Source organism: Leptolyngbya sp. O-77, from assembly GCF_001548395.1.
Lineage (GTDB): Bacteria > Cyanobacteriota > Cyanobacteriia > Elainellales > Elainellaceae > Thermoleptolyngbya.
In genome coordinates, this window is the sequence record NZ_AP017367.1 from 4,742,810 (window position 1) to 4,768,719 (window position 25,910).

The window sequence follows — 25,910 nt, forward strand, 5'->3', positions numbered from 1 at the left end:
TCGGAACGAGGGAATGAATGCGGAAATGAACGCACTTAAGAGGCAGAAACGTGAATCTGCAAACTTAAGAGGGCGATCGCAGTTGCGAAAGCACCTGATCGCTCACGCCCATCTCCTGGGCGTAGGGCGCAAGATAGTCTCCATCCGACAGATCCGCCGGATTCACCGCCACAGTTTGTGCTGGGTTTTGCTGCTGCGCGATGGCGTTTTGCTGGAGCCATTCGTCAAACTCGTCTTGGGCATGGACAATCACCTGAGTCCTCATGCCGCCGTGATAGCTGCCGCAGAGTTCTGCACAGACCACCGGATAGGTGCCCACCTTCGTTGCCACAAACCGCAGCCCGGAGGTTTGACCTGGCAGCGCGTCTTGCTTCAGGCGAAACTGCGGCACCCAGAAGGAGTGGATCACGTCCTGGGCAGAAATATTCAACTGAATGTCTTTGCCGACAGGGATATGCAGTTCGCCCGTCATAATGCCGCTGTCTGGATAGTTAAACAGCCAAGCATATTGCATTCCGGTAACATTCACCACCAAATCGGGCACCTGTCCTTCCTCTTCAGGGTTTGCGCCAAAGCCATAGCGGGGAACGGGCGTGGCGGGTGGCTCTGCGCCGTCGGGCAGTTCCGCTAGCATTTCGGCCGTCGCGTCGGTGGCGATCGCCCCCTCACCGGGAACCTGCGCCATCATCGCGGCGGAATCCTGCGGCATCGGATGCATTTCGTGCGACGGCATTTCCTGCGATACTGCGCCGCCCATCATGCCGTGCCCGACGTGGATGCTGCCGGGGTCAAAGCCGCCCATTTCCTGAAACACCTGGACGCTGTAAACCCCCAGCCCAATGACCAAAATAGCGGGAATCGCCGTCCAGAAGGCTTCTAGCGGCAGGTTGCCTTCGATGGGGATGCCGTCGCCCTCGTCTCCTGGCGCACGGCGATAGCGAAAGCAAAACAGCAGAATTGCTCCAATGACCACCAGAAACAGCGCAGTGGCGATCATCACCATCACGTCAAAAAGCTGGTCTACCAAAACCGCCGCTTCCGACGCTTGCTCTGGCAACAGACCATGATGCTGACTCACCCACAGGCTGACCAGGGTGATCAGAATGCCAGCGGTTAGCGTTAACAGGGATGCTGGAATCTGTTTCATGAATCCTCAAAGTGTGAGTCGCAGATCGAGCGGGTGTCGCGGGGGTTGTAACGTTTTGTGGCGATCGCCCCCACCAAATACCCAAACTCTCTTCCTGTAATACCATCCGAATTCTGGGGATCGCTGGAAACTTTCGATTTGCTTCAGATCCCCTGGAGTTTACGTTGAGATTTCATGACGTTTTTTACCGTTTCCGGTTTTACTGCCTAGCCCTGCTCTAGCCGCCACAGCATATCCTGCACTTGCAGCACACGGTGAGATTCATGTTTTGCCGCAAACAGGTCGCGGGCGCGGTTTAAATGGGTGGCCGCCGCCTGAACATCGTGCTGTTTGTAATGAACCATGCCCAGACGATAGTGGGTTTCGGCATCGTCGGGATTGGTCTGGAGCGCCTGCTGATACTGGGCGATCGCCGCTTCGGGGCTGCTGGGCACTGGGGCTGGTTTTGCGCGTTCAGGATTGACCGCAGGCTGAGGGCTGGGAGCGGCCACAAACTCGCTAATTAAGCGGGCGACTTTCTCCTTGTGCCTCAGACCGGGGTACAGAGTGCGCGTCAGGGGAAAGCGATCGCCCGACTTCAGGTGCAGCACAATCCGTCCGGTCGATCTCGCCTTGCCTGTGCCCTGCTCCACGTCTGCATAAGCCACTTGATGCAGCGGCAGCACCGATTCTTTTTGCCCGATTGCGCCCTGGCGGACATGGTGCAGTTTGCCGCTGGCTTTGTCTAATGTGGCGTGGTTAATCTCGCACATACCCAGCAGCCCGCCAATCCCCATCGCCGCAGTGATGCCGCCGATGAATAACATCACCACTCGGTCGTCGTTTTCGACGTAGAGCGAGGGCTGGGTATTGTCCATGAAAAAGGCGTTGACTCGGTTGGCGATCGCCTCCTGACGACTCCAGCTTGACGACCTGGAACTGATTGTAATGGATTGACCCTTGGTTCGCAGAATGACGCTGTAGCGAACACTGCCGCGTCCACTCGATCGCCGCTTTACGACCGCCCCGTGAATGCTGCTGGGAGGAATCGGGCGACGGGTAGACACCAGGAAATTTGTCTCCTCTAGCGTGCATTGGGCGCTCAGCGTACTGGCCCGCTGGCACGAAAAAATCGTGTGCCTGCCCAGGGGCATGATGCCTAGCCCGATCAGCGCCATCGGCAAAAACGTGAGCCACAGCGACCAGCCGCGATCGCGCAGTTTCATCCGCCCTGGGGTTTGCTCCACGATTTTCATAGCCACGCTCCGCCGCTCGGCATATTTCAGCTTTAGTCAGCTTTAATCAGCTTGGGTCAGCTTTATTCAGCTTGGGTCAGCGCTTTTTGCTCAGCGCTTACTAGATAGCCTCAGTGTGCCCATCGATGAATCCGGAAGCGACGACCCGGCGATCGCCCTGTCACGCCTCTTCAAAGCGCAGTTTGTGGGCAAGTCTGGACAAATCACGAGCGACCCTGGCGATCGTTAAGCAGCCTGTCTTGTATTTCCCTCTTTAATTGAGCCGCGAACGTCTTGCCATACCGCGCTTCTAGGAGTCCAGATTCAAAAAAAGATTTCGAGTATTCAGCGGCGATCGCCCCGCGAGTCGTCAGCCCTTTTTCGCTATACAGTTCGGCAATTTCCCGAAACTCTTCGGTCGGGTCGATTGCACCCGGAGCGCCGGAAGCTATGCGCCCTGAAAGACAGCCCTCCCCAGATACAAAACCGTAAATCGCGTTGATGCGGCTTTCCAGCCTTTCCTGCCAATAGCGACGAGCGTTTTCAATTCGTGGATCGTCCACAAGTCCTATCCAAATCAGTTCTGTGCAAATTTCTGTGCGAATTTCTGTGCAAATTTCTGTGCAAATTTCTGTGCGAATTTCTGTGCAAATTTCTATGCGATTTTCTCTGCAATTGCCACAGCTATAGGGCATCCGGATCAACGCCCAGTTCGCGCAGTTTCGCGGCAAGCTGTTCAGCCCGTCGGTCGGAGGCTTGGCGCTGCTGTTGCTCCTGTTCGGCCGCTTCGGCAGGCGTGGGAACCAGCGTGCCGTCGGGTGTAAAAAAGCGCAGCCTGCGGTCGTGGATGCCCAAAAAAAGCTGAAGCTGTTCGCTCCACAGCCAGTTGCGATCGCCCGGTTGTAGGGGCTGATACTGTCCACCCACAAGCGTAAATCCGGCAAATTCCAGCGTTACTGGGTCAAACCAGAAATAATCAAACACTCGCAGCACGTCCTGATAAAGCTGCTTTTTCGCGCCGCGATCTTGCTGGGCCGTGCTGTCCGACAAAATTTCGACAATCACGTTGGGCATTTTGCCGTCCTCTTCCCAAACAGTCCAGCTTTTGCGCGGGCGCTTTTCTGTATTCAGCACCACGAAGAAATCGGGGCCGCGAAAGTCGCGGGTCTTAATTTTGCTCGTACTGTAGTAAATCGTGAGATTGCCGCTGGCGTAATAGTCCGTGCGATCGCGCCACAGCCAGTTCAGGCACTCCAAAAACAGAATCATTTGCTGGAGATGAAGATCGGATTCCAAGGGCGGCTCGTCGCTGTCGAGATTACAGGGGGGCATCACGGGCAACTCGCGATCGCCCTCCTTAGAAAAGTGAGCTTCAGCAGGCTCCTCCAACGCAGATTGCTCAGGCGACAATTGCATCGGGTCTGACGGATCAATCTCTGGCGTATCTGGCGCGAGGAGTTCGGGTTCTGGCATCGGCAGCGTGCCCCCACGACGAGCATACAACTGCCTTCAGTTTAGTGGATTCGGTCGAGTGGACAGGGGGCGGGGTGTTGGGGTGTCAGGATGTTGGAGTGTTCGCGAAGGGCGATGACGAGAAAGGGCGATCGCCCGTCCCCCACCCTACGGTATTGTGAAAACAGGTCGCCTGACCCCTGAAACCTGACCCCTGATCCCTCATGACCGCCGTTTCGCCCAACGCCCACAAAAAAGCCCGCGCCCTCAAACCCGGCAGCCGCCGCCCCGCCAAGGACCTGTGCAGCGAGTGCGGCCTCTGCGACACGTACTATGTGCATTACGTCAAGGAAGCCTGCGCCTTTATTACCCAGCAAATTGCCAAACTGGAGCAAGAATTTCACGGACGCAGCCGCGATCTGGAGCAAGAAAACGACCTGTATTTCGGCGTGCATCAGGATATGATGGCGGCGCGTAAGACTGAGCCGATCGAGGGCGCACAGTGGACGGGCATCGTCAGCAGCATTGCCATTGAAATGCTGAATCGGGGGCTGGTGGAAGGCGTGGTCTGCGTGCAAAACACCGAGGAAGACCGCTTTCAGCCGAAGCCCGTGATCGCCACCACACCAGAGGAAATCCTGGCGGCGCGGGTGAACAAGCCCACGCTGTCGCCCAACCTGTCGGTGCTAGAACTGGTGGAGCAGTCGGGCATGAAGAAGCTGCTGGTGATTGGCGTGGGCTGCCAGATCCAGGCGCTGCGGGCGGTGCAGGACAAGCTGGGCTTAGAAAAACTCTACGTGCTGGGAACGCCCTGCGTGGACAACGTGACCCGTGCTGGATTGCAAAAATTCCTGGATACCACCAGCCGATCGCCCGATACGGTGGTCTATTACGAGTTTATGCAGGATTTTCGCGTGCATTTCAAGCACGAAGACGGTTCTACAGAGACGGTGCCGTTTTTTGGGCTGAAGACGAACGAACTGAAGGATGTGTTTGCGCCGTCCTGCATGACCTGCTTTGACTATGTGAATTCGCTGGCAGATCTGGTGGTGGGCTATATGGGCGCACCCTATGGCTGGCAGTGGATCGTGGTGCGAAACGAGACGGGCGCAGAGATGCTGGATCTGGTGAAAGACCAGCTTGAGACGCAGCCGGTAATGTCGCAGGGCGATCGCCACAATGCCGTCCAGCAGAGCATCCCCGCCTACGACAAGGGCGTGACGCTGCCGATGTGGGCGGCGAAGCTGATGGGCGTGTTTATCGAAAAAATTGGCCCCAAGGGTCTGGAATATGCCCGCTTTTCCATCGATTCGCACTTCACCCGCAACTATCTCTATGTGAAGCGCAACTACCCCGAAAAGCTGGAGCAGCACGTCCCCGACTACGCCAAGCGCATCGTCGGGCAATATAAACTGCCAGAATAGCAAAACAGCTAAGCGAGGCAGAACAATATAGGTGCGCTGCTTGCTGCTTAGCCGTTTTAGCGGTTACTGGCGTAGGCTAATCAAGGGCGATCGCCCTCAATCCACAAAATCAACTAAATCGACAGGCCCAGCTTTAGCCCAAAGATGCCGTGGATCAGCAGCAGCGCCAAGGCCGCGCTGCCCAAATAAGTGTGAACCGTGCGGAAGCCTTTGCCCTGCGAAAAGCCCACCGCAGCAATCAGCCCATTCACCGCCAGCATTCCCAGCGCCACCGAACCCGTCCAGAAATGGGGACTTTGCAAAATCGGCTGGTTTTGCATGACCAGCGACAGAATGCCGCCCGTATAGCCCAGCGCGATAAAGAGAAACATCAGTCCGGCAATTTTCTTATGATCCGTGCGCTTTTTGGCAGCCAGCGCATCATCGGTGGCCGTCAGCAGGCGGCCTTGCCAGCCCGTGACTGCGGCAAAGCTGCCCATCACCAGCACCACAATCCCCATCATTGCGGGATGCCCCCAATGCACAATCGGTTCCGGCACATTGAGGTTGCGAAAGACATCGGCGATGGGGTCTAGCCATTCGCTTAAGCGAGTTGCAAACTCTGACATGGTGTTCTCCTTGCCCTTGGAATGGTTTCTTAAAAAAATGTTAAGCCTGCGCTCAAGCCTATTCTATAGCGGGAACTGGGCTGGACGGAGAAGAAAAGCGAGAGAATCCTGATACACCATATCCTGAGCAGGAACCACTTCCACCGGAACCTTTTTCTACTGCTACGGTCAAGAAGCCCACTCAGGCTTGCAATCTGCCCGTCCTATTCATTCACCCATGCGACTCAATCGGCTATTCTCCAGTCTTCGGACGCGAATTCTGGGTTGGTATATTTTGCTCGTGGCGGCTTCGATGCTGGTGTCGATTGTGGGAATCCGCCAAACACTGCTGGCCCGCCTGTATGAGCGCATCGAGCAATCGCTGGAGCAAGAGGTGCTAGAACTGCGCCAGCTCAAAACGGGGCTAAATCCCAGAACCAGCGAGCCGTTTGGAAACGACATTGATGCTCTGTTTCGCGTTTTTCTCAGTCGCAATATTCCTGCCGATAACGAGTTTTTGCTGACGTTTTTGGATGGCGAGTTTGATCGCTCCAGTCCCCGCGCTGTCCCCAAGTCCCTAGATTTATCTAGCCCGCTGGCTCAAGAGTTTGCAGAAATTGCCACACCCCGGCGGCGCTGGGTGACGCTGCCGGATGGAGAAATCATCATTTATCAGGCAGAACCGATTTTTCGGGAAGGTAGCCAGGGCGTGTTTGTCGTAGCACATCTGCTATCGGCTGAACTGAGGGGGATAGACGAGGCGATCGCCATCGTGATTCAGGTGATGCTGACAGTGCTGGCGCTGACCACCATTGTGGCCTGGTTTGTCGTGCGGCGGGCGCTGGAGCCGCTCAACCTGTTGACCCATGCGGCCAAAACCGTGAGCGAGTCTGATCTGACCCGCCGCATCCCGGTACATGGCGTAGACGAAATCAGCGAACTGACGCTGCGGTTTAACGAAATGCTGGATCGTTTGCAGCTTGCCTTTGCCGCCCAGCGCAATTTCATCAGCGACGCAGGGCACGAGTTGCGAACGCCGATTACGATTATTCGCGGGCATCTGGAGTTGCTGGGCGACGACCCTGCCGAACAGCGCGAAACCCTTGACCTGGTGACCGACGAGCTAGACCGTATGAGCCGCTTTGTAGATGACCTGCTGCTGCTGGCGCGGGCAGAGCAGCCTAATTTTTTGCGGATGGAAATGGTGAATGTGGCGACTCTAGCAGAAGAACTATTTGCCAAGGCAAAGGCCCTGGGCGATCGCCAGTGGCGACTGGAAAACTACGCTAAAGGCTGGATTGTGGGCGATCGCCAGCGGCTCACCCAGGCGGTGATGAATCTAGCTCAAAATGCCACTCAGCACACTCAGCCCGAAGATACGATTACGCTGGGTACGGCGCTTCATCAAGATATGGTTCATATTTGGGTGCGCGACACGGGCGAAGGCATTGCCCAAGCAGACCAGGCTCGAATCTTTGAGCGGTTTGCCCGCGCTAGCTCCAGCAGGCGACGGTCGGAAGGTGCGGGGCTGGGGCTGGCAATCGTGCGGGCGATCGCCCAGTCCCACGGCGGCACTGTCGAACTGGTCAGCCAGCCCCAACAGGGCGCAACCTTCACGCTCGTCATCCCGGTTGATCCCCCCTAAAGCTGATGTCAATTTCTCTCTACAGCGCTATCTGTGGAATTAGCTAAACGCCCTGCCAGTCCTTGACTTAGGCAGCAGATTAGTCATGCAAAATCACCAATCTAAACTCCAAAATCAGTACATCCAGAAACGAAAACCATGACCCGCGTGTTGATTGCAGAAGATGAGCCGCGCATTGCTGCTTTTTTAGAAAAGGGATTTCGGGCTAACGGCTTTGCAACGGCGATCGCCCCGGATGGACAAACCGCCTGCGAAATGATTGCCAGTCAAGAGTTTGACTTGTTGATTTTGGATTTGGGATTGCCTAAAAAAGACGGCTGGACGGTGCTAGAAGAACTGCGCGGGCAGGGCGAGCAATTGCCTATCATTATCCTCACTGCCAGCGACAGCGTCTACGACACCGTGGCCGGACTAGAGAGCGGCGCAGATGATTACGTCACCAAGCCCTTCCGGTTTGAGGAACTGCTGGCCCGCGCCCGTCTGCGCCTGCGCTCCACACACACTGCCCAAAGCGCAGAAATGCGGCTGCAAGTGGGCAGCATCGAGCTAGATTTGCAATCCCATCAGCTCCAAGTGGGCGATCGCCAGATGGAGTTGTCGGCCCGTGAATTTGCCCTGGCAGAAACGTTCCTGCGAAATCCGGGACGAGTCCTCAGCCACGAGCATTTGCTCAAGCACGTCTGGGGCTATGACTACGACCCCGGCTCCAACATTGTCAATGTCTACGTCGGCTATCTACGAAAAAAGATGGGGAATGGGTACATCGAAACGGTCCGCGGCATGGGCTATCGCTTTCAGCCGTAGTCAATGTCTGTCTGAAATTTCAAAACTAAAATTTCAAAACTATTCAAAACTAAAATTTCAAAACTAAAATTTCAAAAATGTCCTGGGCTTCAAACTCAGAAGTGTTGAATCCAGATAGAAAACTTTACATTTTAGCTTACAAGAGTCATACGAGTGTTTCGGGCAGCAGATCGTAGCTCCAATGAACCATTGAGCAGCGACGGCTCAGTTCCAGTTGTAAATACCGAAACTTGTCGAGCAATTCACTGCCATAGAATGCTGGAATTTCGATTAACAATAAGATTAAATACGTGATGAGCACCATATAAATCTGAATACTCACCCCATTCACATTCTTGGTGATGAGACGATCGAGCTTTAAGTGCATCTTGAGAAACTTCCATAACACCTCAATTTGCCAACGATGCCGATAGGTATCACTGATTTCTTCGTCGCTCATCTCATTGACATTAGTTGCCAGACGAAACTCGCTCCGACTCTCCAAATCACAGAACCAAACCACGCGGTAACGGTCGTGGTCAAGTTCAGTCTTCATATTGTTCTTGATTCGCACCACAAACTTTGTTTGAGTGAGACTCATTTGGTCGAGAAATTCCCAGCTTGCGAAGCCTCTATCCATGATGCCGATGCCGTTTTCGGGAATCATCGTGCTAATCGAATCGGCAAACTTTGCATCATGTCCTTGCCCAAAATGAATCAAGCATTCACTCGAATATCCTTGCTCTAAGTTGATTCCATTCAGTAATTTAACTTGGTGATATCCTTGCAGCCAAAATAGCTTGCTGGTAAGTGTAACGATGGTTGAATCAATCGGAAAAAGTATCTGAGCCGCGGTCGGCTGTTTGCGCTTTACTTGCTCAATCAACTGTGCATAGATTCGACAAAAGTGCCCATCCGTTCGAGTTTTGCAAGCTTTAGAAAAGGTGGATATATCGACCTCAACACCTGTACGATTTAGGCGGTAAAATAAGTCTCTCATGCTGGTTAAGCCCTTGTCCAACACAAAGGTCAACCAGATTTCAAAGAACAAGCGCGAGTTCAAAACGGGATAGTCATGCGGACAAAGCTGCATCAAGATCGATTTGACAAGCTTCGGAAATGAGGCTATCATCAGGCATCATTTTTTGTTTACTAGGGGACAGAATACTGCATTCTGTCCCTTTTTTCGTCGCTTAATCTATCTTTCAACACTTCTGCATGTAACCCAAGAGAAATCTGGAGCAAAAGAAACCCGGAGCAGAGGTATAGCTGGTTGAATTGAATACTGCGAAGTGAGGATACTTACTCTGAAAATGCGATCCTAAATGTCAATATCACGACACTATTCCCAAAGATAGATATTTTTATATTTCTTCAGAAAAAATTCTTAAAAGTACTCTTAAACACAGTTATTTTTCCGGTTACGTGCGTCTGAAGAAATATGCGATGCCTGGAGAAGTCGAGTGTGCCTTGGGTGATTGAACGACCAAAATTTCGGGGAACAAACAAGCTACGGTGATCAATATCAATTCACAACAGCAATTCACAGCTTGACGGGCAGCCGTATGAAGATGTGTTTCCGGCTGGCAACCGTGCGCCTCGAAGAATTCTTTGGATTGAAGTGGATTGAAGTTTGAGCGAAGTTCGATACAGTTTGGCATCTAGCTTGAAAAAAACACAAACTCTGTAATGCTCTGTAATGCAGTTTGCAACGTGGCGTTATGCTGGGTCGCCTTGCGTTAAAAGAAAGTGAGAAACAGTTGCAGGATTCCCAAAAGCCCGCACAATGGAGGTCAAACAGGGGCAATTCCAGAACCGACCTTGCTCCCCCGAACTCGCTCCCCGAACTCGCTCCTTAGTTAGGGTTTTGCACTATGACGGCCTCCGCCCTGACTCATCCCCTACCGCCCACCCACAGCGCCACCGCCGCCCGCGACCAGTTGCAAATTGCGCTGGCGATCGCCGATGAATCTACCCTAAAATCGCTGCTGATCCGCTGCACGCCGCCCATCGCCCAGCCTCATCGCCTCGGCTCGGTGTCGTCGCAGGTGGGCGTGCCCGTCGATTCGCGGCAGGCAATTGACGGCATTCTCAGCTTTGAAGATATTACCTGCGTGCTGGCTAGCTCGCCAGAGGAAATCAGCCGCCAAGTTGCTGCCAATATTGACCCCAAAAAGCTGGATCGAGAGTATGCCAAGCTGACTCGCTGCGAATCGGAACTGCACACGCTGGGCAATAACCTGACGCTGGCGCAGGCGATCGCCCGTTTGTCTCACGCGGGCTTTCCCCCCAAGCAGGTAGACGAAATCCTTAATTTACCCAATGAAGCCTGGCACAAGTCCTGGTGGTATGCGCTGGACGAAGTAGGACACTTTACCGTACCTTTTTTGCGGCTGATGCGACCGCTGCGCTATCCCGACGGAACCTTCACACTGCAATATCGCGATCACTTTGCCCAGGATAAGCCGCCCTCTTTTAGTACGCAGGGACAAAAGGTGCTGGTGGAAATCAAAACGCCCGCGCAGACCTTCCGGCGCACCATCGAGCGGATTAACTTATTTCGGCACCAGATGGGCATCCAAAAGGCGCTAATCATTGGCGATCGCCTCACGGAACTGGAGGCACGGGGCTTCATCAGCCAGGGCATCAGCGTCTACACCACCCAGCAGCCGGTTGCCATCCATGCCGAAGCCGACTGCACCGCTTGCGCCAATTTCAACTGTCCCATGTATCGCCGCCCTGACTCGCCCGTGGTCATGTGCCGCAGCTTTTGCCTGGATGCCACAGCAGAATGAGTTTGACGGGTTTGCAGACTCCCCACAGCGGTTATCACTGGAGTCATCCCGGAACAGGTACGGGCAGCCGCTTTTTTGAGGGCTGGTATCTGCGGCTGACGCTGCCAGAGTTGGGCGAAAGCTTCGCCTTTATGTATTCCATCGAAGACCCCCAGGGTGGCACACCCTACAGCGGCGGCACGGCTCAAATCCTCGGCCCGCGTCATGAGTACCTTTGCCGCACGTTTCCCGATGTGCGCCTGTTTTGGGGCGATCGCCACACCCTTGCCCTCTGTCACTCGCGCAGACCCCCCAATCCGCTGAACAAAAGATCTTCAGACGTTTTCCCTTTTACTCAAAGTAGTATCTCTGACTATTCCCTAAAGCAGTCATCTGATCGTTCCGCTCTGGGTTCTCATCAGCGTTCTCGAGCATCTCTGTCTAATGACCCTGGTCAATTCGTATATGAAGGCTATCAGCTTACTGCCACCCATCATCAGGGCATCCTCAGCGAACCCGGTCGGCATTCCGCTCGATGGTGTTATAGCATTCAACCCGTCTATGGCTGGGGCAATTGCGATCGCCCCCAACAGTCCACCGCAGGCTGGCTATCGCAGTTCCAAATTTTTGAACCGGGCTGGCAAATTTTAATGGCCCACGGACTGGCAACGGGCTGGGTCGAGTGGAACGGAACCCGCTATCACTTTAGCCAAGCGCCCGCCTATGCAGAAAAAAACTGGGGCGGGGCTTTCCCCCAGCAATGGTTTTGGATACAGTGCAATGCGTTTGACGGCGAGGCGGATCTGGCGCTAACGGCGGGCGGCGGGCGGCGGCGCGTGCTGGGCTGGATGGAGTCGGTGGGCATGGTGGGGATTCACCACCGGGGACGGTTCTACGAGTTTGTGCCCTGGAATGGAACCGTGCGCTGGCGAGTGCAGCCCTGGGGATACTGGCAGATGCAGGCAGAAAACGCGGGTCATATGGTGGAACTGCTGGGGACGTGCGATCGCCCTCCCACGCTTATCCGTGTGCCGACGGCGCAGGGCATGGTCTTTGCCTGCCAGGACACCACCCAGGGCAAGCTGACAGTCAAGCTGTGGGAAAAACAGGGCGATCGCCCCACGCTGTTGCTGCAAGCCCAGAGCCATCTTGCAGGACTGGAAACAGGCGGCGATTTCTCAGCGACCGATACCAGGGGCTACAGCAATTTCTGGTATTTCTAAAGGCATAAGGCCAGGCAGCGCTGCGGGGCTGATTTCTATCTGGAGTAAGACATTTTACTCGAATCAGCTCAAAGCTTCCGCAAAAGTGCCAGGATGAGCAAATTAATACGATAGAAAGATTTTATAGCACAGCTTAAAGACTGTCTAAAAACCCTATTAAATTGCCAGAATTCACGGTTTACGCTGAAGGCTACGCAGAGGATGATGGGTATAAGAATATGCATTGATCATTAAGTGTATGCAAGCGCCCATTCATCTACCAGGGTCCCAGACCCCTCCTTCGGAAACGCCAATTGACCAGCTTATTCGTGATATTCTGGCAGCCCGACGCATTACGCGGGCAGACCAGGAGCGATTCATGGCGCTCTTTTTGTCTAAGTCATCTTTGGGGGAGAAGGAGCAAACTCAGATCAATCTGCTGTTCGACGCACTGCGAGCGGGTCGCCTGCGAGTTGTGGATTAGCCTACAGTCGCTTCTGGAATTGCGTGAGAAGTACTCGGGTTGATCGTAAATCGGCCGATGGCGCATCTAAACGATCCAATACCCAGAGTCTAGCGATAGTTCGTGAACTGGAGGGCAGCGGGATAGTCTTCCTGCTTGAGCCGCTGAATCACTGCCTGCAACTCATCCTTAGACTTTGCAGAAACCCGCACCGCGTCCCCTTGAATGGAGGCCTGCACTTTTTTAAATTCATCTCGAATCAGCTTAGAAATTTGCTTGCCCAATTCGGCACTGATGCCCTTTTGCAGCTTAATTTCCTGACGGACTCGGTTGCCGCTGGCAGATTCGATCTTGCCATAGTCAAAAATTTTAAGCGAGAGGTTTCGCTTGGCGGCTTTGGTTTGCAGGATGGTGTGAACCGCTTGCAGGGTGAACTCGCTGTCGGTGTTAACCGTGATTGCCGACTCGCCTAGCTCCAGCGTGGTGTTGGTATCTTTCAGGTCGTAGCGACTTTGCACCTCGCGCATGGTTTGGTCGATTGCGTTTACCAATTCTTGCCGATCGAAGTCGCTCACAATGTCAAAGGAGAATGCTGAAGCCATAGCTAGATCATGGATTGCAAACGGGCTGTAAGCTGGTTTAAAGTTTCCGCCTAGCGATTTTCTGAAAGGCGTGTTCAGGCTTTCAAACTCATCAGGCTGAGGAAAAACAGGGTCGCGATGCTGGCGCTGCCGATGCCAAACATGAGCGATCGCCCAAGGGGGATATTCTGAATATAGAAGATGGAATAAAATAACCGTGCCGCGACGTAGGCGATCGCCGCCAAGTTAACCCAGCCGCCGCTCTGCTGCGTGACGTAGGCCATCAGGGCAGCCGCCGAAAAGATCGTGAACGACTCGAACGAGTTTTGATGGGCCCAGGTCGCCCGCTGTGCATAGGGGGGCAGCTTGTCAAACAGGGCACGGGGGGCCGCCATATCGTAGCCTACCTGCACCCGACCCAGCGCCACTGCCCCAAACGGGACATAGACCAGAATCGCCGCCGCCACAATGGCATACAGCAGAACCGTAGGGCTAGGAAGCTGCTCCAAACTTGCAATCATGCCGCTTTCCCTCTGGCTGCAAAAAACTAGTCAAAATAAAACAACGTCACGAGCTTGCGCTGATCCTCTGCATCGCGACAGGTCTTCAGAAGCGTGTTGCTATCGTGAAACGCAAAGCAGATCAACTGCTGACAGCGGGAAATAATTTCCTGATTGCACAGGGCACTGGCTTCTGCGAGAGAGAGCGAGTCATTGGCAGGATTTTCCACCAGATGCATGACTTGCTCTAGCTGCTCTCGCGACTCGCGAGGCTGGCGGGCTAGACTCTGCGGCAAGATCACCGTGAGCAAATTGGGGTCGGCCCGCATGGCCCCCCGAATTGCCGCAGAATTGGTTCCGGTTGCGCCAGAGGTCAGCAGGCGATTGCCCGCTAGCACCAGCGCATAGCTCATCATTTCGATCAGATGCTGATGCGTAATAGGAACATGGCGCGACCCCAACAGGGCGATGCGTTTCGACCCAGTCTGCTGGATCGTGGCTAGCTCCTGGAGAAAGTCATCAATTTTGGGTAGGTCGATCGACTGGCTCAACGATCACACACAGGCTGAACAACGGAGCTATTCTATCAGGTGTCAGTAACTCTGGCGCGACTTGTCCGATGCGCGACTCGTTCTAGTGGGAAGACCGCATAAACATGAGCGTGTCTTCTAGCGGGTTGACCTGAGCAGGGAGCGCATCCTCCGGGCTTTGCAGACAAGTCTCTGAGTCGCTTTCGGACACAGATTCTTCCCAATTCTTTGTCAGGGGCGACGAGAATGCAGGCTGTATGGAGGAGGCGGGAAGCGGGGAGGGCTGGCTGGCGCTGGGGGCCGTGGGATGGGCGATCGCCCGCTTGGGTTCAGACGCAGCCGACAACGCCCGCACCTGCGACAGCAGTTCTTCAGAAACAGGCGGCAACACCTGAGCCGTATTGCAGACAAAAAACGAGAAGGTAAGGCTGCCTAATCGAATGCGATCGCCATCTTTGAGGCGCACGGAATGGCGGATCAGTTCGCCGTTGAGGTAGGAACCGTTGCTGCTGTTGAGATCAACGAGGCGAAATCCCCCTTCGTCATACACGATGGCGGCATGGCAACGGGAGAGGCGCTTGTCTTGAATAGGCAGCACCACGCGCCGAGAGTCGCGCCCAATCGTCCAAATGTTTTGGGGCTGAGACAGCGACTGGGTTGCGCCCTTCAGCAGATTGGTGACAAGGTGGACGCGATCGCCCAGCACGAGTCCCTGGACATAGGGCAGCGCCACGCCCGCTAGCGACTTGCAACCCGAGTTTTCCAGATTAAGAATCTCATCGAGCAGTTCGCGGTTATGCTCGTAGAGCTTCAGAAAAACGCGATAAAGCCCCAAACGCTGCTGCAAAGCGTGATCAGGAGAAGTTTCCAGCGAGTCGGCAGGAAAGGCGGCCAGGGGGTTGAGGTTAATCATAAACAACTGACGAAACAGAGGGTTTGGGCGATCTAACCGGAAACCAGTCGCAAGCGAGTAGATGCGAAGCCATCGCTCTAAAGTTGAGACTTATATGCCTATTGCTTGCGATAGTTTGCCGGGTCTGGCTTCATCCATCGATTCAGCTTTAGCGATTAAGAAGCGGAGGAGCCTCGCCGAAAGGGGATTGTGGTGAGCGGGCGACCCGCACACTCTGTCATTGTGCCCCCAAGACTGGAGCGATGCCCCAGGATCAACACAGGAGCAACCTTAGGTGTCATCCCCAATTGACTGAAGAAACCGACCCGTGCGCGTATCCACCTTCTAGCCTAAATGGACTTTCAAGCTGGAGTAACCGCACGACCACGGTTGAGTCTATAAAGCTCCCCGAAAATTTTAGGATTTCTCCAAGTTTTCCCAGAAAGCGCTCCGAATAAACATCACCTAGCGTTACAGTCGTCGCTTTAAACTTTCGAGTCTTTACGGAGAGCAGCGGCAATGAAGAAATAGCTAGAGAATCCTGTTCCAAACTACGAAACTCCTGGCCGCCTCTGGGGTGGAACCTGCTCATGGGGGCCTCTGCGAGATCCGTATTGTGTTCTATATTACTTAGGTGACTTTGCCGAAACGGAGGCGATCGCCCTCCCTGGCTGCTCGGTCATTCCTCATCGGGTTTCCTTAGACAAAAAATACTACAGGACGGGTAGACCTTCTACCGGATTTTCTGGGGCTGTAGCAAGACCTGCCGCACCTGTCGTGCAATCCTCTGCCAGTTAAACTGGTCAACGGCATATTGACGGCAGAGATCACGACCGGGCAGGGGGCATTCTCCCGTCAGGAGCGCAATCAGCCGCTGGGCGATCGCCACTGGTTCGGTCGAGTCTGTCACTAGGTCTGGGCAAAAAGGCATGAGAATTTCTGGCATTCCGCCGACGGGTGTGCAGAGGGCGGGCGTTCCAGCCGCAAGCGACTCTAGCAGCACCAGGCCGAATCCTTCCAGGCTGAGGCTGGGCATCACGGTCAGGTCGGCCGCCTGATAGGCGAGGGGCAAGTCTGCTTCCGGCAAAAAGCCGAGAAACTGGACGTGGTGTTGCAGGCCCAGTTCGGCTGCCTGCTGCTCTAGGGCTTGGCGGAGGGGGCCCTTGCCCGCGATCGCCAGCCATACTTCTGGTACAGCAGCTTTCACCCAGACCAGCGCTTGCAGCAGATGGTCTAGCCCCATCCGCTGCACCAGCCTGCGAGTCGTGAACAAAATGGGGCGATCGCCCGGCCAGCCCAACGCCGCACGGGCCTCGAAACGCGACCGTGTAGGGGCAAAGTGGTGCGTGTCTACCCCGCCAGGAACGACGTGGATCTGGCTCCAGGGAATGCCGTAGGACTCGTGCAGGATCGCGCCAAAGGCTTTGCTCAAGACCAAGAAGCGATCGCACTGGGCAAAAACCCGCTGCTCGACCCATTGCTTTAGCGCGACGCTCAGCTTGCTGGCGCCCTCCTGGCGGCTTTCGAGCGCCCAGGGCCCGTGAAAGGTAAAAGTGACGGGCACATCCGGCGGCAGCAGGTCGAGCAGCGGCAAGCTATAGAGAGCAAAGTGGAGGTTGATTGCGTCGATGTCCCGAAAATCGGCTTGCCTGGTGCGCTGGGCAAACCGACGACGCACCTCCCAGAGCCGTTGGGGCAACGGGCGATCGGGTTCAGACAAATTCGTCAAACGAAGAGAGCCGCGTTCTAAGCCGTCGGGCAGACCGACCCCGCCCAACTCCAGGCGATCGCCCCTGGCGAGCTGAGTTGCCAACTCATAGACATATCGCTCCATGCCCCCTGGCGTTTGGGGAAACCAGCCCGTCCCCAACAGCAAGAGACTGGCGTTGGCAGGTTGAGCCACTCTATTCGCGCTGGTTGCGTCGTCCATGCATTCACCCGTCTTAAGCCTGGGGCGTGTTTTCAATATCTGGCTGAACCGAGCCTATCACCATCCCTCAGCCCATTCATCCAGTTTCTAGCCCTTGAGAGACTCTATCAAACCTATTCATGGAAGCTATGGAGCCTACTTTTTGTATCTTAAGATACTGTTTTCTAGACTGGAGCTATCAAAAAGGAGGTAGATACTTATGAAATGGCAATTAGGGCACGGGCAATCAAAATTCTCGGCAAACCCTCAGCAACGATTTCAGTCCGAATCCCAATCGCGTCTGAACTGGCACCAAAATCGACACCATGTTGAAACTCTGGAGCGCATCTTTCATCGGACGGCAACCCCCAAACGCAACTGGAATACAAGGCTGAACGAACTGTGGGAAAGGGCGATCGCCGCTCTGGATGTATCGGATGAGCCGCGTGTGTGGCGATCGCAGGATGGGCATGGGGATGTTTTGTGGAATGCCTATGATCCAAAAACCGGAAAGTCAGTGAATTGTGTTTCGGAAGCGGATTTGCGAGTCTGGCTGGAAGCGCGATATTCCCAAATACCCACTTCCCTAACGCCTTGAGCGCTGGCGGTAGAGATGCCAAAACCCTGCTAACGACCGGGTGTCTCGTGACGTTCAGACGGTTATCAAGACTGATACTGTTTCTTCAGCACGTCCAAAAACGCATAGACACTGGGCGGCAGCAAGGCATTTGCCAGCGTCACGACTCCGATCAATCGCTCTAGGGGCGTAGGCAGGCTGTAGGTTTTCACGCCAGCAGGAATAGGTTCCGCAGCAAGTCGCGGCAAGATCGCAGCGCCCAACCCTTCTGCCACAAGGCTGACAATCGTGGCATCAGTTTCCACCTCATAGTCAGCCTTGAGCGAATGCCCCAAGGTTTTGGCATGGTCGTAAACAGGGCGCATCATGAGGTAATCTCTGGGCGGCATAATCAGTGGGTGCTGCAACAGTTCTGCCCAGGTTAGCTGTGGACCCGCAGGCTGAAACGAAGACGGCAGCAGCGCAATAAATTCATCCTGAAAGACTCGCCAGACTTCAAACTCTTCAGTCGTGGGCATAAACGTAAACCCCACATCGGACTGCCCTTCGCGGAGGGACTGCTCGACGTGGGGATAGTTGTCATGTTCCGACAGGCTGATGGTAATGCTGGGGTGCTGCTGGTGAAATTGGGCAATCACAGACGGCAGCAGGTTGGTGGCAACGCTGCGAAAAGACGCAACCCGCACCTGTCCTCGTTTCAAGCCTCTGGCATCTTCCGCTGCCTGGGCGATCGCATCCGCCCGCACCACAATTTCGCGGGCATGAACAAGTATCGCTTCGCCCACTGGCGTGAGCCGTGCCCCATGTCGCCCCCGGCTAAACAACACAACACCCAAGAAGTTTTCTAAAGCGGCGATCGCATGACTGACAGCAGACTGCGACATTTCCAGGTGCAGCGCTGCCTCGCTAAAACTACCCTGCTCCGCCACGGCAACGAGAATGCGGAGCTGGGATAATTTCATCTGGTTTTGGTTGTTTGCGTCTAGCAACTTGCCCTATTTCACTTGCCCTATTTCAACAGATGTCGCCAGCCATTGTAGAAGGGAAGACAGGAGGCGTGGCGAATCTTGGGCGACAGTTTTGGGGCGCTCAGTCTTGGCGAGTGGTGACCAAACGCAGCGTCAGGCAGCATGTGCAGATAGAAGCGATACGACATCTGCATGAGCCATCACAACTTCTGGATGGGTTTGCAGCGCGGCGCTGTACTTGCTTGAAAAGCGATCGCCCATTGGGTCGGGCGTGAGCAGCGTGCGGACATCGGCCATCAGCAGGGCGATCGCATCGGCTGTGATCGGCTTGTCGGCATGGAGCAAATCATCCACCTGCACGATTAACTCCGACAGGCGATGCAGCCATTCAAACTGCTCGTGATGAATCACCAGTTGCAGCAGTTCGCCCTTGGACACCGTGCCACGCACCTGTTCGTAGCGGATGCGCTCGGATTCCAGCAGTTGTTTGTGCAGCCGCATGAGATAAACTCGAAGGCTACTGATCATTTGATGTTGATTGATTCGCTGTTGCAGCGTATTAGACATAAATTCGTCCCATCCTTCCAGCTTGATAATCGGCGATCGCCTGCATGATTTCGACTTCGGTATTCATTACAAACGGGCCATAGCGAATGACTGGCTCCTTCAGCGGCACACCGCCGATGAGCAGCAGGTCTAGCGGGGTCAGTGCATCCTCAGGATTGGCGATCGCCACGGTTTCGCCGTCTGGTGCAAAGATAATCATCTGTCCATCTTCGCCCCGTTCCCGATCGGCTCCAAATAGCCCAACGCCGTCCAGCACATAGGCAAACGTGTTGTATTCCTGCGGCATGGGCTGAAGAATGCTTGCACCGGGCTGGAGCGTGTAGTGGAGATAAACCATTGGCATTCGAGTTTCAATCACGGCTGTTTCGCCCAGCGCCTCGCCAGCGATAACTCGAACAGTCACCAAGCCATCCTCAGATTGTGCGCTTGGAATGCGCGAAGCCGGGATTTCCTGATAGCGAGGCGGCATCATTTTATCTTGGCTGGGCAGATTCACCCAAAGCTGAATGCCATGCAGCCGCCCGCCGGTTTGGGTAAAGGTCGCCTCTGGCATTTCGGAATGTACAACGCCTGCGCCCGCCGTCATCCACTGCACGTCTCCTGGCTGAAGCACTCCGGCATTTCCAACCGAATCCTTATGCTCTAGGCAACCATCCAGGATATAGGTAACAGTTTCAAATCCTCGATGGGGATGGTCGGGTGCCCCCTTTGCCTGCCCTGGAGCCAAGTCAACCGGGCCCAACTCATCCAGCAGCAGAAACGGATCAAACTCTGAAAAGCTGCTTTTTGGGAAGGGGCGACGAACGAGAAACCCAGCTCCTTCAAGGGTTTCAACACTATTGATGACTCCGGCGACCGTTCGTAGCGATTGCCCGGCCATGCGATTCCTCCTAAATCTTGAAATGATGCTTAGGCCGTTTGGGAATAAAGCGGATAAGTCTCGGCTGATTCGTTTCTGGCTGCCTTCTGGATTGACTGACTCTTTTTGAGCAATTCACTGTCCAGAGCAGCCTGCCTGATTTATCCTAGTAGATTCATCCCATATGTGACTAGTCTTATATTAACATATGAATGAGGCTCTTACATCAACCGCCCATTTATGATGTCTGCCTCTGAGATCCATGCTCCTGAGCGGGGCCACGAATGAAATTGCTGGAAGCCCCACAAACGCCGGACTGGCAATCCAAAAGCGCAAATCCAAAAGCACAAATCCAAAATCGCAAATCCAAAATCGAGAATCGATCGGATTCCCCAGTTTTGCCCATGTCTCTGTCTCATGCAATTCTTGGGCTGCTTCAGCAGCAACAGCAAACGGGCTATGACCTGAAAACGGAGTGTTTTGATCAGTGTATTGCCCATTTGTGGCCCGCAGATCAGGCGCAGATTTATCGCACGCTGGACAAGCTCCAGGCGCAGGGCTGGATTGACTGCACGGTGGAAATTCAGCGCGATCGCCCAAACCGAAAGGTCTACTGCATCACAGAAGCCGGAGCCGCAGAGCTAACTCGATGGCTGCAAACGCACCAACCGCTACCCGTAGTGCGAGAGCCGCTGCTGATACAGCTTTATTTTGCGGCGCAGTTGCCCGATGCGGCAATTTTGCAGCTATTGAACGCAGGGTTGGCCGAGCATCGAGCAAGGCTGGCCACTTGTCAGCAAGTAGAAGTGCCGCCGCTCGATGACCCCAGCGCTACGCGAGAGCAAAAGCTTCGGCGGCTTGTGTTGGATTTGGTATGTCGCAGAGAGCAAGCCTATCTGGGCTGGCTAGAAGAGGCGATCGCCCTATTTCGTGCTGCTGCGTTGGGAGAGGGGGGCGATCGCTGAGCTTGTGGGAACGGGACTTTCGATTGCTTTTAGCGAAATGCCCAGCGTTTTGGACTCGGTGTGGTCGGCAAACAAGCCCAAAATGCCCCCGGCTGAAATCGTCAGTAGCGGATGGGGAAAGGCATTCAGCAGCGCGTCTGCCATATTGAGCGCGAGGACAACGGATAGGGCCGCCACGGGCGCAAGCCTGCGATGATGCCAAGCACCCGTGGGAAAGTAAAAGATCAGCACCAGACTGGGCAGCAAAAAGACGAGCGTAAGGCTCGCCAAGCCTACTAGTCCACGAGTGCCATACACGATAATCCACAAACTATCGGTGATATACTCATAGCCCCTGTGATCAATCACGCGATTTCGCCCATACCCCCCCCAGCCAAACCACATTCGTTGATTGGCTTTGTCTACCAGAACATCTTCAGAATTGAGCCGAAATTGTAGAGATTCCGTCTTGCTTTCAGAAGTAACGCCGCTAACGGCTGCGGTAATTTCATCTTTTGCCAGGGAACCTGAGATGCCGTTGTGCAAATAAATCAAAATACAGAACGAAATTGCTAAAAGGGGTAAAAAGTTTCTTAAATATTTGCTGATAAAAAAGATGAACACGCCGACACAGAAAAACACCGTCGCTGCCAGCGATCGCGTCAAGAAAGACTGCACTACAATGGCGATCGCCAGCCACTTAAAGGGAAGCCCAAACAGACGATTAATTGTGCCGCTTTTCCAAAGCCATACTGAAATGACAGCGGCAGACATAAACCAAGCCCCCACAACCAGCCCGTGCGCCTGAAACACAATCGGTCGATAGCCAACGCCTTCAATCACGTTTTGACCAATCCGGCCCCCTGAGCCATCAAATCCATAAATGGTCTGGTGCAAGATTGGGCTGAGACGCATCTCAATCCAGCAAAGTGGAATATAGCTTAGCGTCCCCACAACAATGCCCAGGCACAGCTTTCTCAATCCTTCTAAATCACGGAGATAAATTCTGCCCAACAGATAGGGCAAGACCCAGTTTATGGTTTGAGCGCCCAGTTCCTTTAGTCCATCAAAAATACCCAGATCATTCGAGATAGACGAAATGAATGGACAGATCCACCACACGATCATTGGCAAGTCGAACCAGCTTAGGCGAAAGGAAAACAGGCGCTTTGCTTCCGCATTAAATAGGATGATTCCCAAGAAAACTGCATAGGTCGTGAATGCCATTCGAGTTCCTGGAATCAGAAGCGGAAGCTCAAATTCAAACTGAGACAGATAGAGAAATCCAGTTACAAAGCTCACAACAATCGCCCATTGAATCGACAATTGTCGAAACAAATTAATTACGATTGGAACCCATGCAAGCAGTGCAGGTGCAGGAGGAATAATCATCGACGTTAATCTGGCATTAATCTGCTGATGAAGCCTGAAACATTTCTAGAAATTCACGCCTTCGCAATACGGCATTTCTTTCAGGGTGAGGCAAGCGCTGCCCTAACGAGTCCAAGGATTATTGACCATCCGCGACCTCACTAGCGTCAGAAACGCTGTGGTGAAGTTAGACATTAAGCCAAGTGTCAAGTTAGGCATTAATCGCTGGTAGATTGACTCCAAAGAAAACTCGACCTGTCAAGAACAGAGACAAAATTGCCAGAAAAAAGAGCGTTAGCCGGAGGTCTTGACTGACACAAAGCAGGTGCTCTTTCCAAAGTCCATAGAGGTTTGCTACATAGATAGGTACGTTGCTGATGGGAACCGCAACTACGGCTCCAAAATCCCCTGCCAGGTGTGCGCCTAGGGGAATTCCTAGAATTAGAAATAGAAAACTCAAGAACTTGCCAAATGCTGAATATTGAGATTGCCCCAGCGCCAGTAGAACAGGACCCACCGTATTAGTTAGCGCCAGGGGCCAGATCCCCAATGAGAGAATTGACAGCATCCATCCTGCCTGACTATAGCGCTCGTCATACATAATGGAGATAATAATGTCTCCTGTACTAATTAGCAGAGCCAGTAATATTCCAATTGCTGCTAATACCAAACCCCGGTTTCTGAGAATCTTGGCTCGCAGTTCGTGTCGCTCTAGATGAATCAGCTTGGCCAGGGAAGGAAAGATTATCGTGCCGCCGACCTTTTCGATCAGCGTAGAGGGTAAAATTGCGATTCCCAGGGCAAGATTGTAAATCCCAAACATCGAGAGGGTAATGAGTTTTCCGAGCACCAATCGGTCGGTCTGGGTCGCCAGAAAATGCATTGCGCTGGAGGCAAAGATCCATTTGCCAAAGTTCAAGATCTCTCGAACGGCTGACTTGTCCCAGGCAAATTTATTCAGAGGGCCAGGAATGCTCCAAATGTTCAGGATCAGCGTAACAACCGCAGAAATAACCCCCGCAGAGGCGATCGCCCAAATCGACGGACTCAGCCAGGCCCAGATAATCAAAATGACACCCGAAACGACCTGAGCGCCGATTTCTAGGGTGGAAACATGTCGCATCGAGAGTTGGCGATTGAGCGTGATTCGTTTGGTCGGGTTGAATCCATCAATGACCAGAAAAAGCCCCATAAACGGCAGCAGCAATACCAGTTCGGGCTGGTCATAGAAACTGGCAACCGGCCAGGCAATCAGCAGGCTGCCTGCCCACAAAATGAATCCTCGAATCACCTGAATTGTCCAGGCGGTGTTTAGAAAATCAGGGTCATCGCCACGCTTGCTTTGAATAATGCTAGGAGCAACTCCCAAGTCCGAAAACAAAACTAGCGCCCCCAAAAACACCCAGACCAAGCTGACTTTGCCGAACATTTCGGGGTTCAGGAGGCGGGTCAGAACTAGATTGCTGCCAATTCGCAGCGCCAGGGAAATGCCATAAGTCAGGACAACCCAAGCCGTCCCACGAATCGCCAACTGCTTAATAGATGCCATTAGATGCCATGACCCTGCTTAAACAAACTTGCTCATCCGACTTGCTCATCCGAACTCATCCAACTTATCCATTAGTGTTGTCGCATTTAGTGTTGTCGCATTCTGTTGGATGTTTCTAGTTCGCTGCGATACAGTTACCTGTTTGAGGATGGATTTTGAAATCATCTGAACCTAGTCTTAACGGGCATCCTGAAGGCACCTCTAGAAGCACCTTTAGAAGATTGGCTCTCCAAACTAAGAATCGAAGGGCGATCGCCCTGCATGACAAAATCCTCCGATTCGATGCCAAAACCAAAACAAAAAATCGCTGGTCAACACTCAGAACTGCTAAAAAGCTCGAAAATCACGCCTCAAACAGACTTGTCGGTGAACCCCTAGTGAACCTGTGACGGACTGGCCTGGAAACTACGCCAATCTGCCAATGGTTTCTCAGTTGTTTCTTTTTGTATAGCTAACTTATATCGGTGAAGCTGGGGGCTTGTCAGTAATTTCACGGCCCTTCATCAAAACTTCATAAAATTCTGGATACCTTTTCTGAGGAAACCCGTAGTCCTTGCCAGTTCTGGATTTCATCGCTGTTGCCGAGCGGATCTGTTTTTGGGCAATCGCCCAAAATTTACGGGATTAGGCGTAATGATACCGTTTGCCCCGGAACAGGTTTGGTATTATCTGTTTGCTTCGATTCACAGAACTTATTAAAGCCAGGTTAATGACAGGGCATCAGTCGCAAGGAGCGTGCCTTATGTCGGATTATCAGGAACGCATTTACTCCCGAAGTGGGGACTTTGCTATTGGGGTTAGGAATGAGTCTGGAGGGGAATCCAGAAATTTTTTAGGGCGTGTTTGGAACGCAGGTCTTGGGCTGGCAGGGCTAGGACTGGGTTGCTGGATGGGGGCGATCGCCCTTGCGCTGCCATCCACCGCCCAGACCTTACCTGAACCTATGCCCTACGAACCTAGCGGAGGGGTTCCCTCTCGTGCGGCGGCAGCGATTCCGGCAGAAGCAGCCAGCACCGAATACACACTGGGAGCGGGCGATCAGGTGCGGGTTGATGTTTTTGGCGTTGCCGATCTCAGCGGCAAAACGTATACCCTGTTGTCCGACGGTTCCCTGACCTTGCCCTGGGTCGGAAAGGTGGTTTTGCAGGGATTGACGACCGAACAGGCTTCAGAAACCCTGGTGCAGCGCTATCGCCGCTATATCCACCGACCGTCGATTACCGTCAGCTTGGTCAGCCCGCGCCCGGTTCGCATCGGCGTGGTGGGCGAGGTGAATCGTCCCGGCGCGTACACCACTGGGCAATCGGCGGGCGGCACAATCGAGGGCGACGGGGCAGCCGCTCCCATTCGCACCGTGACGCAGGCCATCCAGGCCGCAGGCGGCATCACTCAATTAGCCGATATCCGCAACATCGAGATTCGCCGGCCGCAGTTAGGAAATCGTCAGGAGGTGATTCGGGTAGACCTGTGGGCATTTTTGCAGGCAGGCGAACTGGATCAGGACATTCCCCTGCGAGATGGCGACACGCTGATCGTGCCGACAGTCAGCGCCCTCGATCCTCGCGAAGCCGTCCAGTTGGCCGCCGCAAACTTTTCGCCCGAAACGGTCAGAATTAACGTCGTCGGTGAGGTGAAGTCTCCCGGAACGCTGGCGCTACAGTCCAACACGTCGCTCAATCAGGCGATTCTGGCGGCGGGCGGGTTTGACCTGACTCGCGCCCGCACCAGCGAAGTGCAGTTAATCCGCATCAATCCAGACGGTTCAGCCGTCCGTCGAGAAATTCAGGTAGATCTCTCCGCCGAGGTCAACGAAGCCACCAATCCGGCCCTGAGAAACAACGACATTGTGGTGGTGGGTCGCTCTGGGCTGGCGCGAACCGGAGACTTTTTGAATACGCTATTGGGGCCGATTAATCCGTTTGTGGGGGTGTTTAGCATCCTCCGAATTTTTGGCGGGAACTGATCTTCGTAG

The 25,910-nt window shown here is 53.9% G+C and carries 25 protein-coding genes; 9 read left to right on the top strand and 16 right to left on the bottom strand.

The window, feature by feature from the left end:
• Window positions 1-64 precede the first annotated feature (64 nt).
• From O77CONTIG1_RS19925 to O77CONTIG1_RS19940, 4 genes are all read right to left on the bottom strand, one after another.
• Window positions 65-1,147, bottom strand: a complete 1,083-nt coding sequence (locus O77CONTIG1_RS19925) for a cytochrome c oxidase subunit II (protein WP_068514302.1) — start codon at window positions 1,145-1,147, stop codon at window positions 65-67.
• Between the two features lie 206 nt (window positions 1,148-1,353).
• Window positions 1,354-2,382: a tetratricopeptide repeat protein gene (locus O77CONTIG1_RS19930; protein ID WP_068514305.1), complete on the bottom strand. Its 1,029-nt coding sequence runs from the start codon at window positions 2,380-2,382 to the stop codon at window positions 1,354-1,356.
• A 203-nt stretch (window positions 2,383-2,585) separates the two neighbouring features.
• Window positions 2,586-2,924 (bottom strand): hypothetical protein, encoded by a 339-nt coding sequence (locus O77CONTIG1_RS19935; RefSeq protein ID WP_156435500.1) that lies wholly within the window; start codon window positions 2,922-2,924, stop codon window positions 2,586-2,588.
• A gap of 121 nt (window positions 2,925-3,045) precedes the next feature.
• Complete coding sequence (locus O77CONTIG1_RS19940) at window positions 3,046-3,864, bottom strand: Uma2 family endonuclease (protein WP_317134148.1); 819 nt, start codon at window positions 3,862-3,864, stop codon at window positions 3,046-3,048.
• A gap of 173 nt (window positions 3,865-4,037) precedes the next feature.
• Between O77CONTIG1_RS19940 and O77CONTIG1_RS19945 the strand changes: the two genes are divergently transcribed.
• Window positions 4,038-5,237, top strand: a complete 1,200-nt coding sequence (locus O77CONTIG1_RS19945; RefSeq protein WP_068514310.1) for a Coenzyme F420 hydrogenase/dehydrogenase, beta subunit C-terminal domain — start codon at window positions 4,038-4,040, stop codon at window positions 5,235-5,237.
• A 113-nt stretch (window positions 5,238-5,350) separates the two neighbouring features.
• Here the strand turns inward: O77CONTIG1_RS19945 and O77CONTIG1_RS19950 are convergent, their stop codons facing one another.
• Window positions 5,351-5,845: a DUF4079 domain-containing protein gene (locus O77CONTIG1_RS19950; RefSeq protein WP_068514313.1), complete on the bottom strand. Its 495-nt coding sequence runs from the start codon at window positions 5,843-5,845 to the stop codon at window positions 5,351-5,353.
• Window positions 5,846-6,062: 217 nt separating this feature from the next.
• Between O77CONTIG1_RS19950 and O77CONTIG1_RS19955 the strand changes: the two genes are divergently transcribed.
• Complete coding sequence (locus O77CONTIG1_RS19955) at window positions 6,063-7,469, top strand: sensor histidine kinase (protein WP_068514316.1); 1,407 nt, start codon at window positions 6,063-6,065, stop codon at window positions 7,467-7,469.
• Between the two features lie 138 nt (window positions 7,470-7,607).
• Entirely contained in the window at window positions 7,608-8,273 is a 666-nt protein-coding gene (locus O77CONTIG1_RS19960; RefSeq protein WP_068514319.1) for a response regulator transcription factor, read from the top strand.
• Between the two features lie 145 nt (window positions 8,274-8,418).
• On the opposite strand, the gene O77CONTIG1_RS19965 is transcribed toward O77CONTIG1_RS19960, so the two are convergent.
• The gene (locus O77CONTIG1_RS19965; protein WP_084781952.1) at window positions 8,419-9,384 is read right to left on the bottom strand and encodes a transposase; all 966 of its coding nucleotides are present in this window, start codon (window positions 9,382-9,384) and stop codon (window positions 8,419-8,421) included.
• Window positions 9,385-10,126: 742 nt separating this feature from the next.
• On the opposite strand from O77CONTIG1_RS19965, the gene O77CONTIG1_RS19970 reads away from it, so the two are divergent.
• The 3 genes from O77CONTIG1_RS19970 to O77CONTIG1_RS19980 all read left to right on the top strand — a co-directional run bounded on the left by O77CONTIG1_RS19970 (window position 10,127) and on the right by O77CONTIG1_RS19980 (window position 12,712).
• Entirely contained in the window at window positions 10,127-11,047 is a 921-nt protein-coding gene (locus tag O77CONTIG1_RS19970) for a hypothetical protein (protein ID WP_068514323.1), read from the top strand.
• Window positions 11,044-12,249 (top strand): tocopherol cyclase family protein, encoded by a 1,206-nt coding sequence (locus O77CONTIG1_RS19975; RefSeq protein WP_068514326.1) that lies wholly within the window; start codon window positions 11,044-11,046, stop codon window positions 12,247-12,249. Before O77CONTIG1_RS19970 ends, O77CONTIG1_RS19975 begins: the two co-directional genes overlap by 4 nt.
• A 238-nt stretch (window positions 12,250-12,487) precedes the next feature.
• Entirely contained in the window at window positions 12,488-12,712 is a 225-nt protein-coding gene (locus O77CONTIG1_RS19980; RefSeq protein ID WP_068514330.1) for a hypothetical protein, read from the top strand.
• A gap of 89 nt (window positions 12,713-12,801) precedes the next feature.
• Here O77CONTIG1_RS19980 and O77CONTIG1_RS19985 read toward each other — a convergent pair whose 3' ends face one another.
• The 5 genes from O77CONTIG1_RS19985 to O77CONTIG1_RS20005 all read right to left on the bottom strand — a co-directional run bounded on the left by O77CONTIG1_RS19985 (window position 12,802) and on the right by O77CONTIG1_RS20005 (window position 17,124).
• Complete coding sequence (locus O77CONTIG1_RS19985; RefSeq protein WP_068514333.1) at window positions 12,802-13,293, bottom strand: YajQ family cyclic di-GMP-binding protein; 492 nt, start codon at window positions 13,291-13,293, stop codon at window positions 12,802-12,804.
• A gap of 74 nt (window positions 13,294-13,367) precedes the next feature.
• Complete coding sequence (locus O77CONTIG1_RS19990) at window positions 13,368-13,793, bottom strand: MAPEG family protein (protein ID WP_068514336.1); 426 nt, start codon at window positions 13,791-13,793, stop codon at window positions 13,368-13,370.
• A 26-nt stretch (window positions 13,794-13,819) separates the two neighbouring features.
• On the bottom strand, window positions 13,820-14,323 hold the full coding sequence (locus O77CONTIG1_RS19995; RefSeq protein WP_068514339.1) for a DNA recombination-mediator protein A: 504 nt from the start codon (window positions 14,321-14,323) through the stop codon (window positions 13,820-13,822).
• An 82-nt stretch (window positions 14,324-14,405) separates the two neighbouring features.
• Complete coding sequence (locus tag O77CONTIG1_RS20000) at window positions 14,406-15,215, bottom strand: FHA domain-containing protein (RefSeq protein ID WP_068514342.1); 810 nt, start codon at window positions 15,213-15,215, stop codon at window positions 14,406-14,408.
• Between the two features lie 712 nt (window positions 15,216-15,927).
• Entirely contained in the window at window positions 15,928-17,124 is a 1,197-nt protein-coding gene (locus O77CONTIG1_RS20005; RefSeq protein WP_068514344.1) for a glycosyltransferase family 4 protein, read from the bottom strand.
• Between the two features lie 199 nt (window positions 17,125-17,323).
• Here O77CONTIG1_RS20005 and O77CONTIG1_RS24905 point away from each other — a divergent pair, with 199 nt between their 5' ends.
• Window positions 17,324-17,701 carry a hypothetical protein gene (locus O77CONTIG1_RS24905; protein WP_156435502.1) on the top strand — a complete coding sequence of 126 codons (378 nt, stop codon included), beginning with the start codon at window positions 17,324-17,326 and terminating at the stop codon, window positions 17,699-17,701.
• Between the two features lie 65 nt (window positions 17,702-17,766).
• On the opposite strand, the gene O77CONTIG1_RS20010 is transcribed toward O77CONTIG1_RS24905, so the two are convergent.
• The 3 genes from O77CONTIG1_RS20010 to O77CONTIG1_RS20020 form a co-directional block, all read right to left on the bottom strand.
• The gene (locus tag O77CONTIG1_RS20010; RefSeq protein WP_068516852.1) at window positions 17,767-18,642 is read right to left on the bottom strand and encodes a LysR family transcriptional regulator; all 876 of its coding nucleotides are present in this window, start codon (window positions 18,640-18,642) and stop codon (window positions 17,767-17,769) included.
• A gap of 159 nt (window positions 18,643-18,801) precedes the next feature.
• The gene (locus O77CONTIG1_RS20015; protein ID WP_286132426.1) at window positions 18,802-19,176 is read right to left on the bottom strand and encodes a hypothetical protein; all 375 of its coding nucleotides are present in this window, start codon (window positions 19,174-19,176) and stop codon (window positions 18,802-18,804) included.
• A gap of 31 nt (window positions 19,177-19,207) precedes the next feature.
• On the bottom strand, window positions 19,208-20,095 hold the full coding sequence (locus O77CONTIG1_RS20020) for a pirin family protein (RefSeq protein ID WP_068514349.1): 888 nt from the start codon (window positions 20,093-20,095) through the stop codon (window positions 19,208-19,210).
• 383 nt (window positions 20,096-20,478) lie between these two features.
• Here O77CONTIG1_RS20020 and O77CONTIG1_RS20025 point away from each other — a divergent pair, with 383 nt between their 5' ends.
• Window positions 20,479-21,039: a PadR family transcriptional regulator gene (locus O77CONTIG1_RS20025; protein ID WP_068516853.1), complete on the top strand. Its 561-nt coding sequence runs from the start codon at window positions 20,479-20,481 to the stop codon at window positions 21,037-21,039.
• Here the strand turns inward: O77CONTIG1_RS20025 and O77CONTIG1_RS20030 are convergent.
• Together O77CONTIG1_RS20030 and O77CONTIG1_RS20035 are read right to left on the bottom strand one after the other, a co-directional pair.
• Window positions 20,998-22,245, bottom strand: coding sequence for an O-antigen ligase domain-containing protein (locus tag O77CONTIG1_RS20030; RefSeq protein WP_156435504.1), 1,248 nt, complete (start codon window positions 22,243-22,245; stop codon window positions 20,998-21,000). The two genes, O77CONTIG1_RS20025 and O77CONTIG1_RS20030, sit on opposite strands and share 42 nt — an antisense overlap.
• A 355-nt stretch (window positions 22,246-22,600) precedes the next feature.
• Window positions 22,601-23,938: an oligosaccharide flippase family protein gene (locus O77CONTIG1_RS20035; RefSeq protein WP_068514354.1), complete on the bottom strand. Its 1,338-nt coding sequence runs from the start codon at window positions 23,936-23,938 to the stop codon at window positions 22,601-22,603.
• A 943-nt stretch (window positions 23,939-24,881) separates the two neighbouring features.
• Between O77CONTIG1_RS20035 and O77CONTIG1_RS20040 the strand changes: the two genes are divergently transcribed.
• Window positions 24,882-25,901, top strand: a complete 1,020-nt coding sequence (locus O77CONTIG1_RS20040) for a polysaccharide biosynthesis/export family protein (RefSeq protein WP_068514357.1) — start codon at window positions 24,882-24,884, stop codon at window positions 25,899-25,901.
• Window positions 25,902-25,910: the final 9 nt, after the last annotated feature.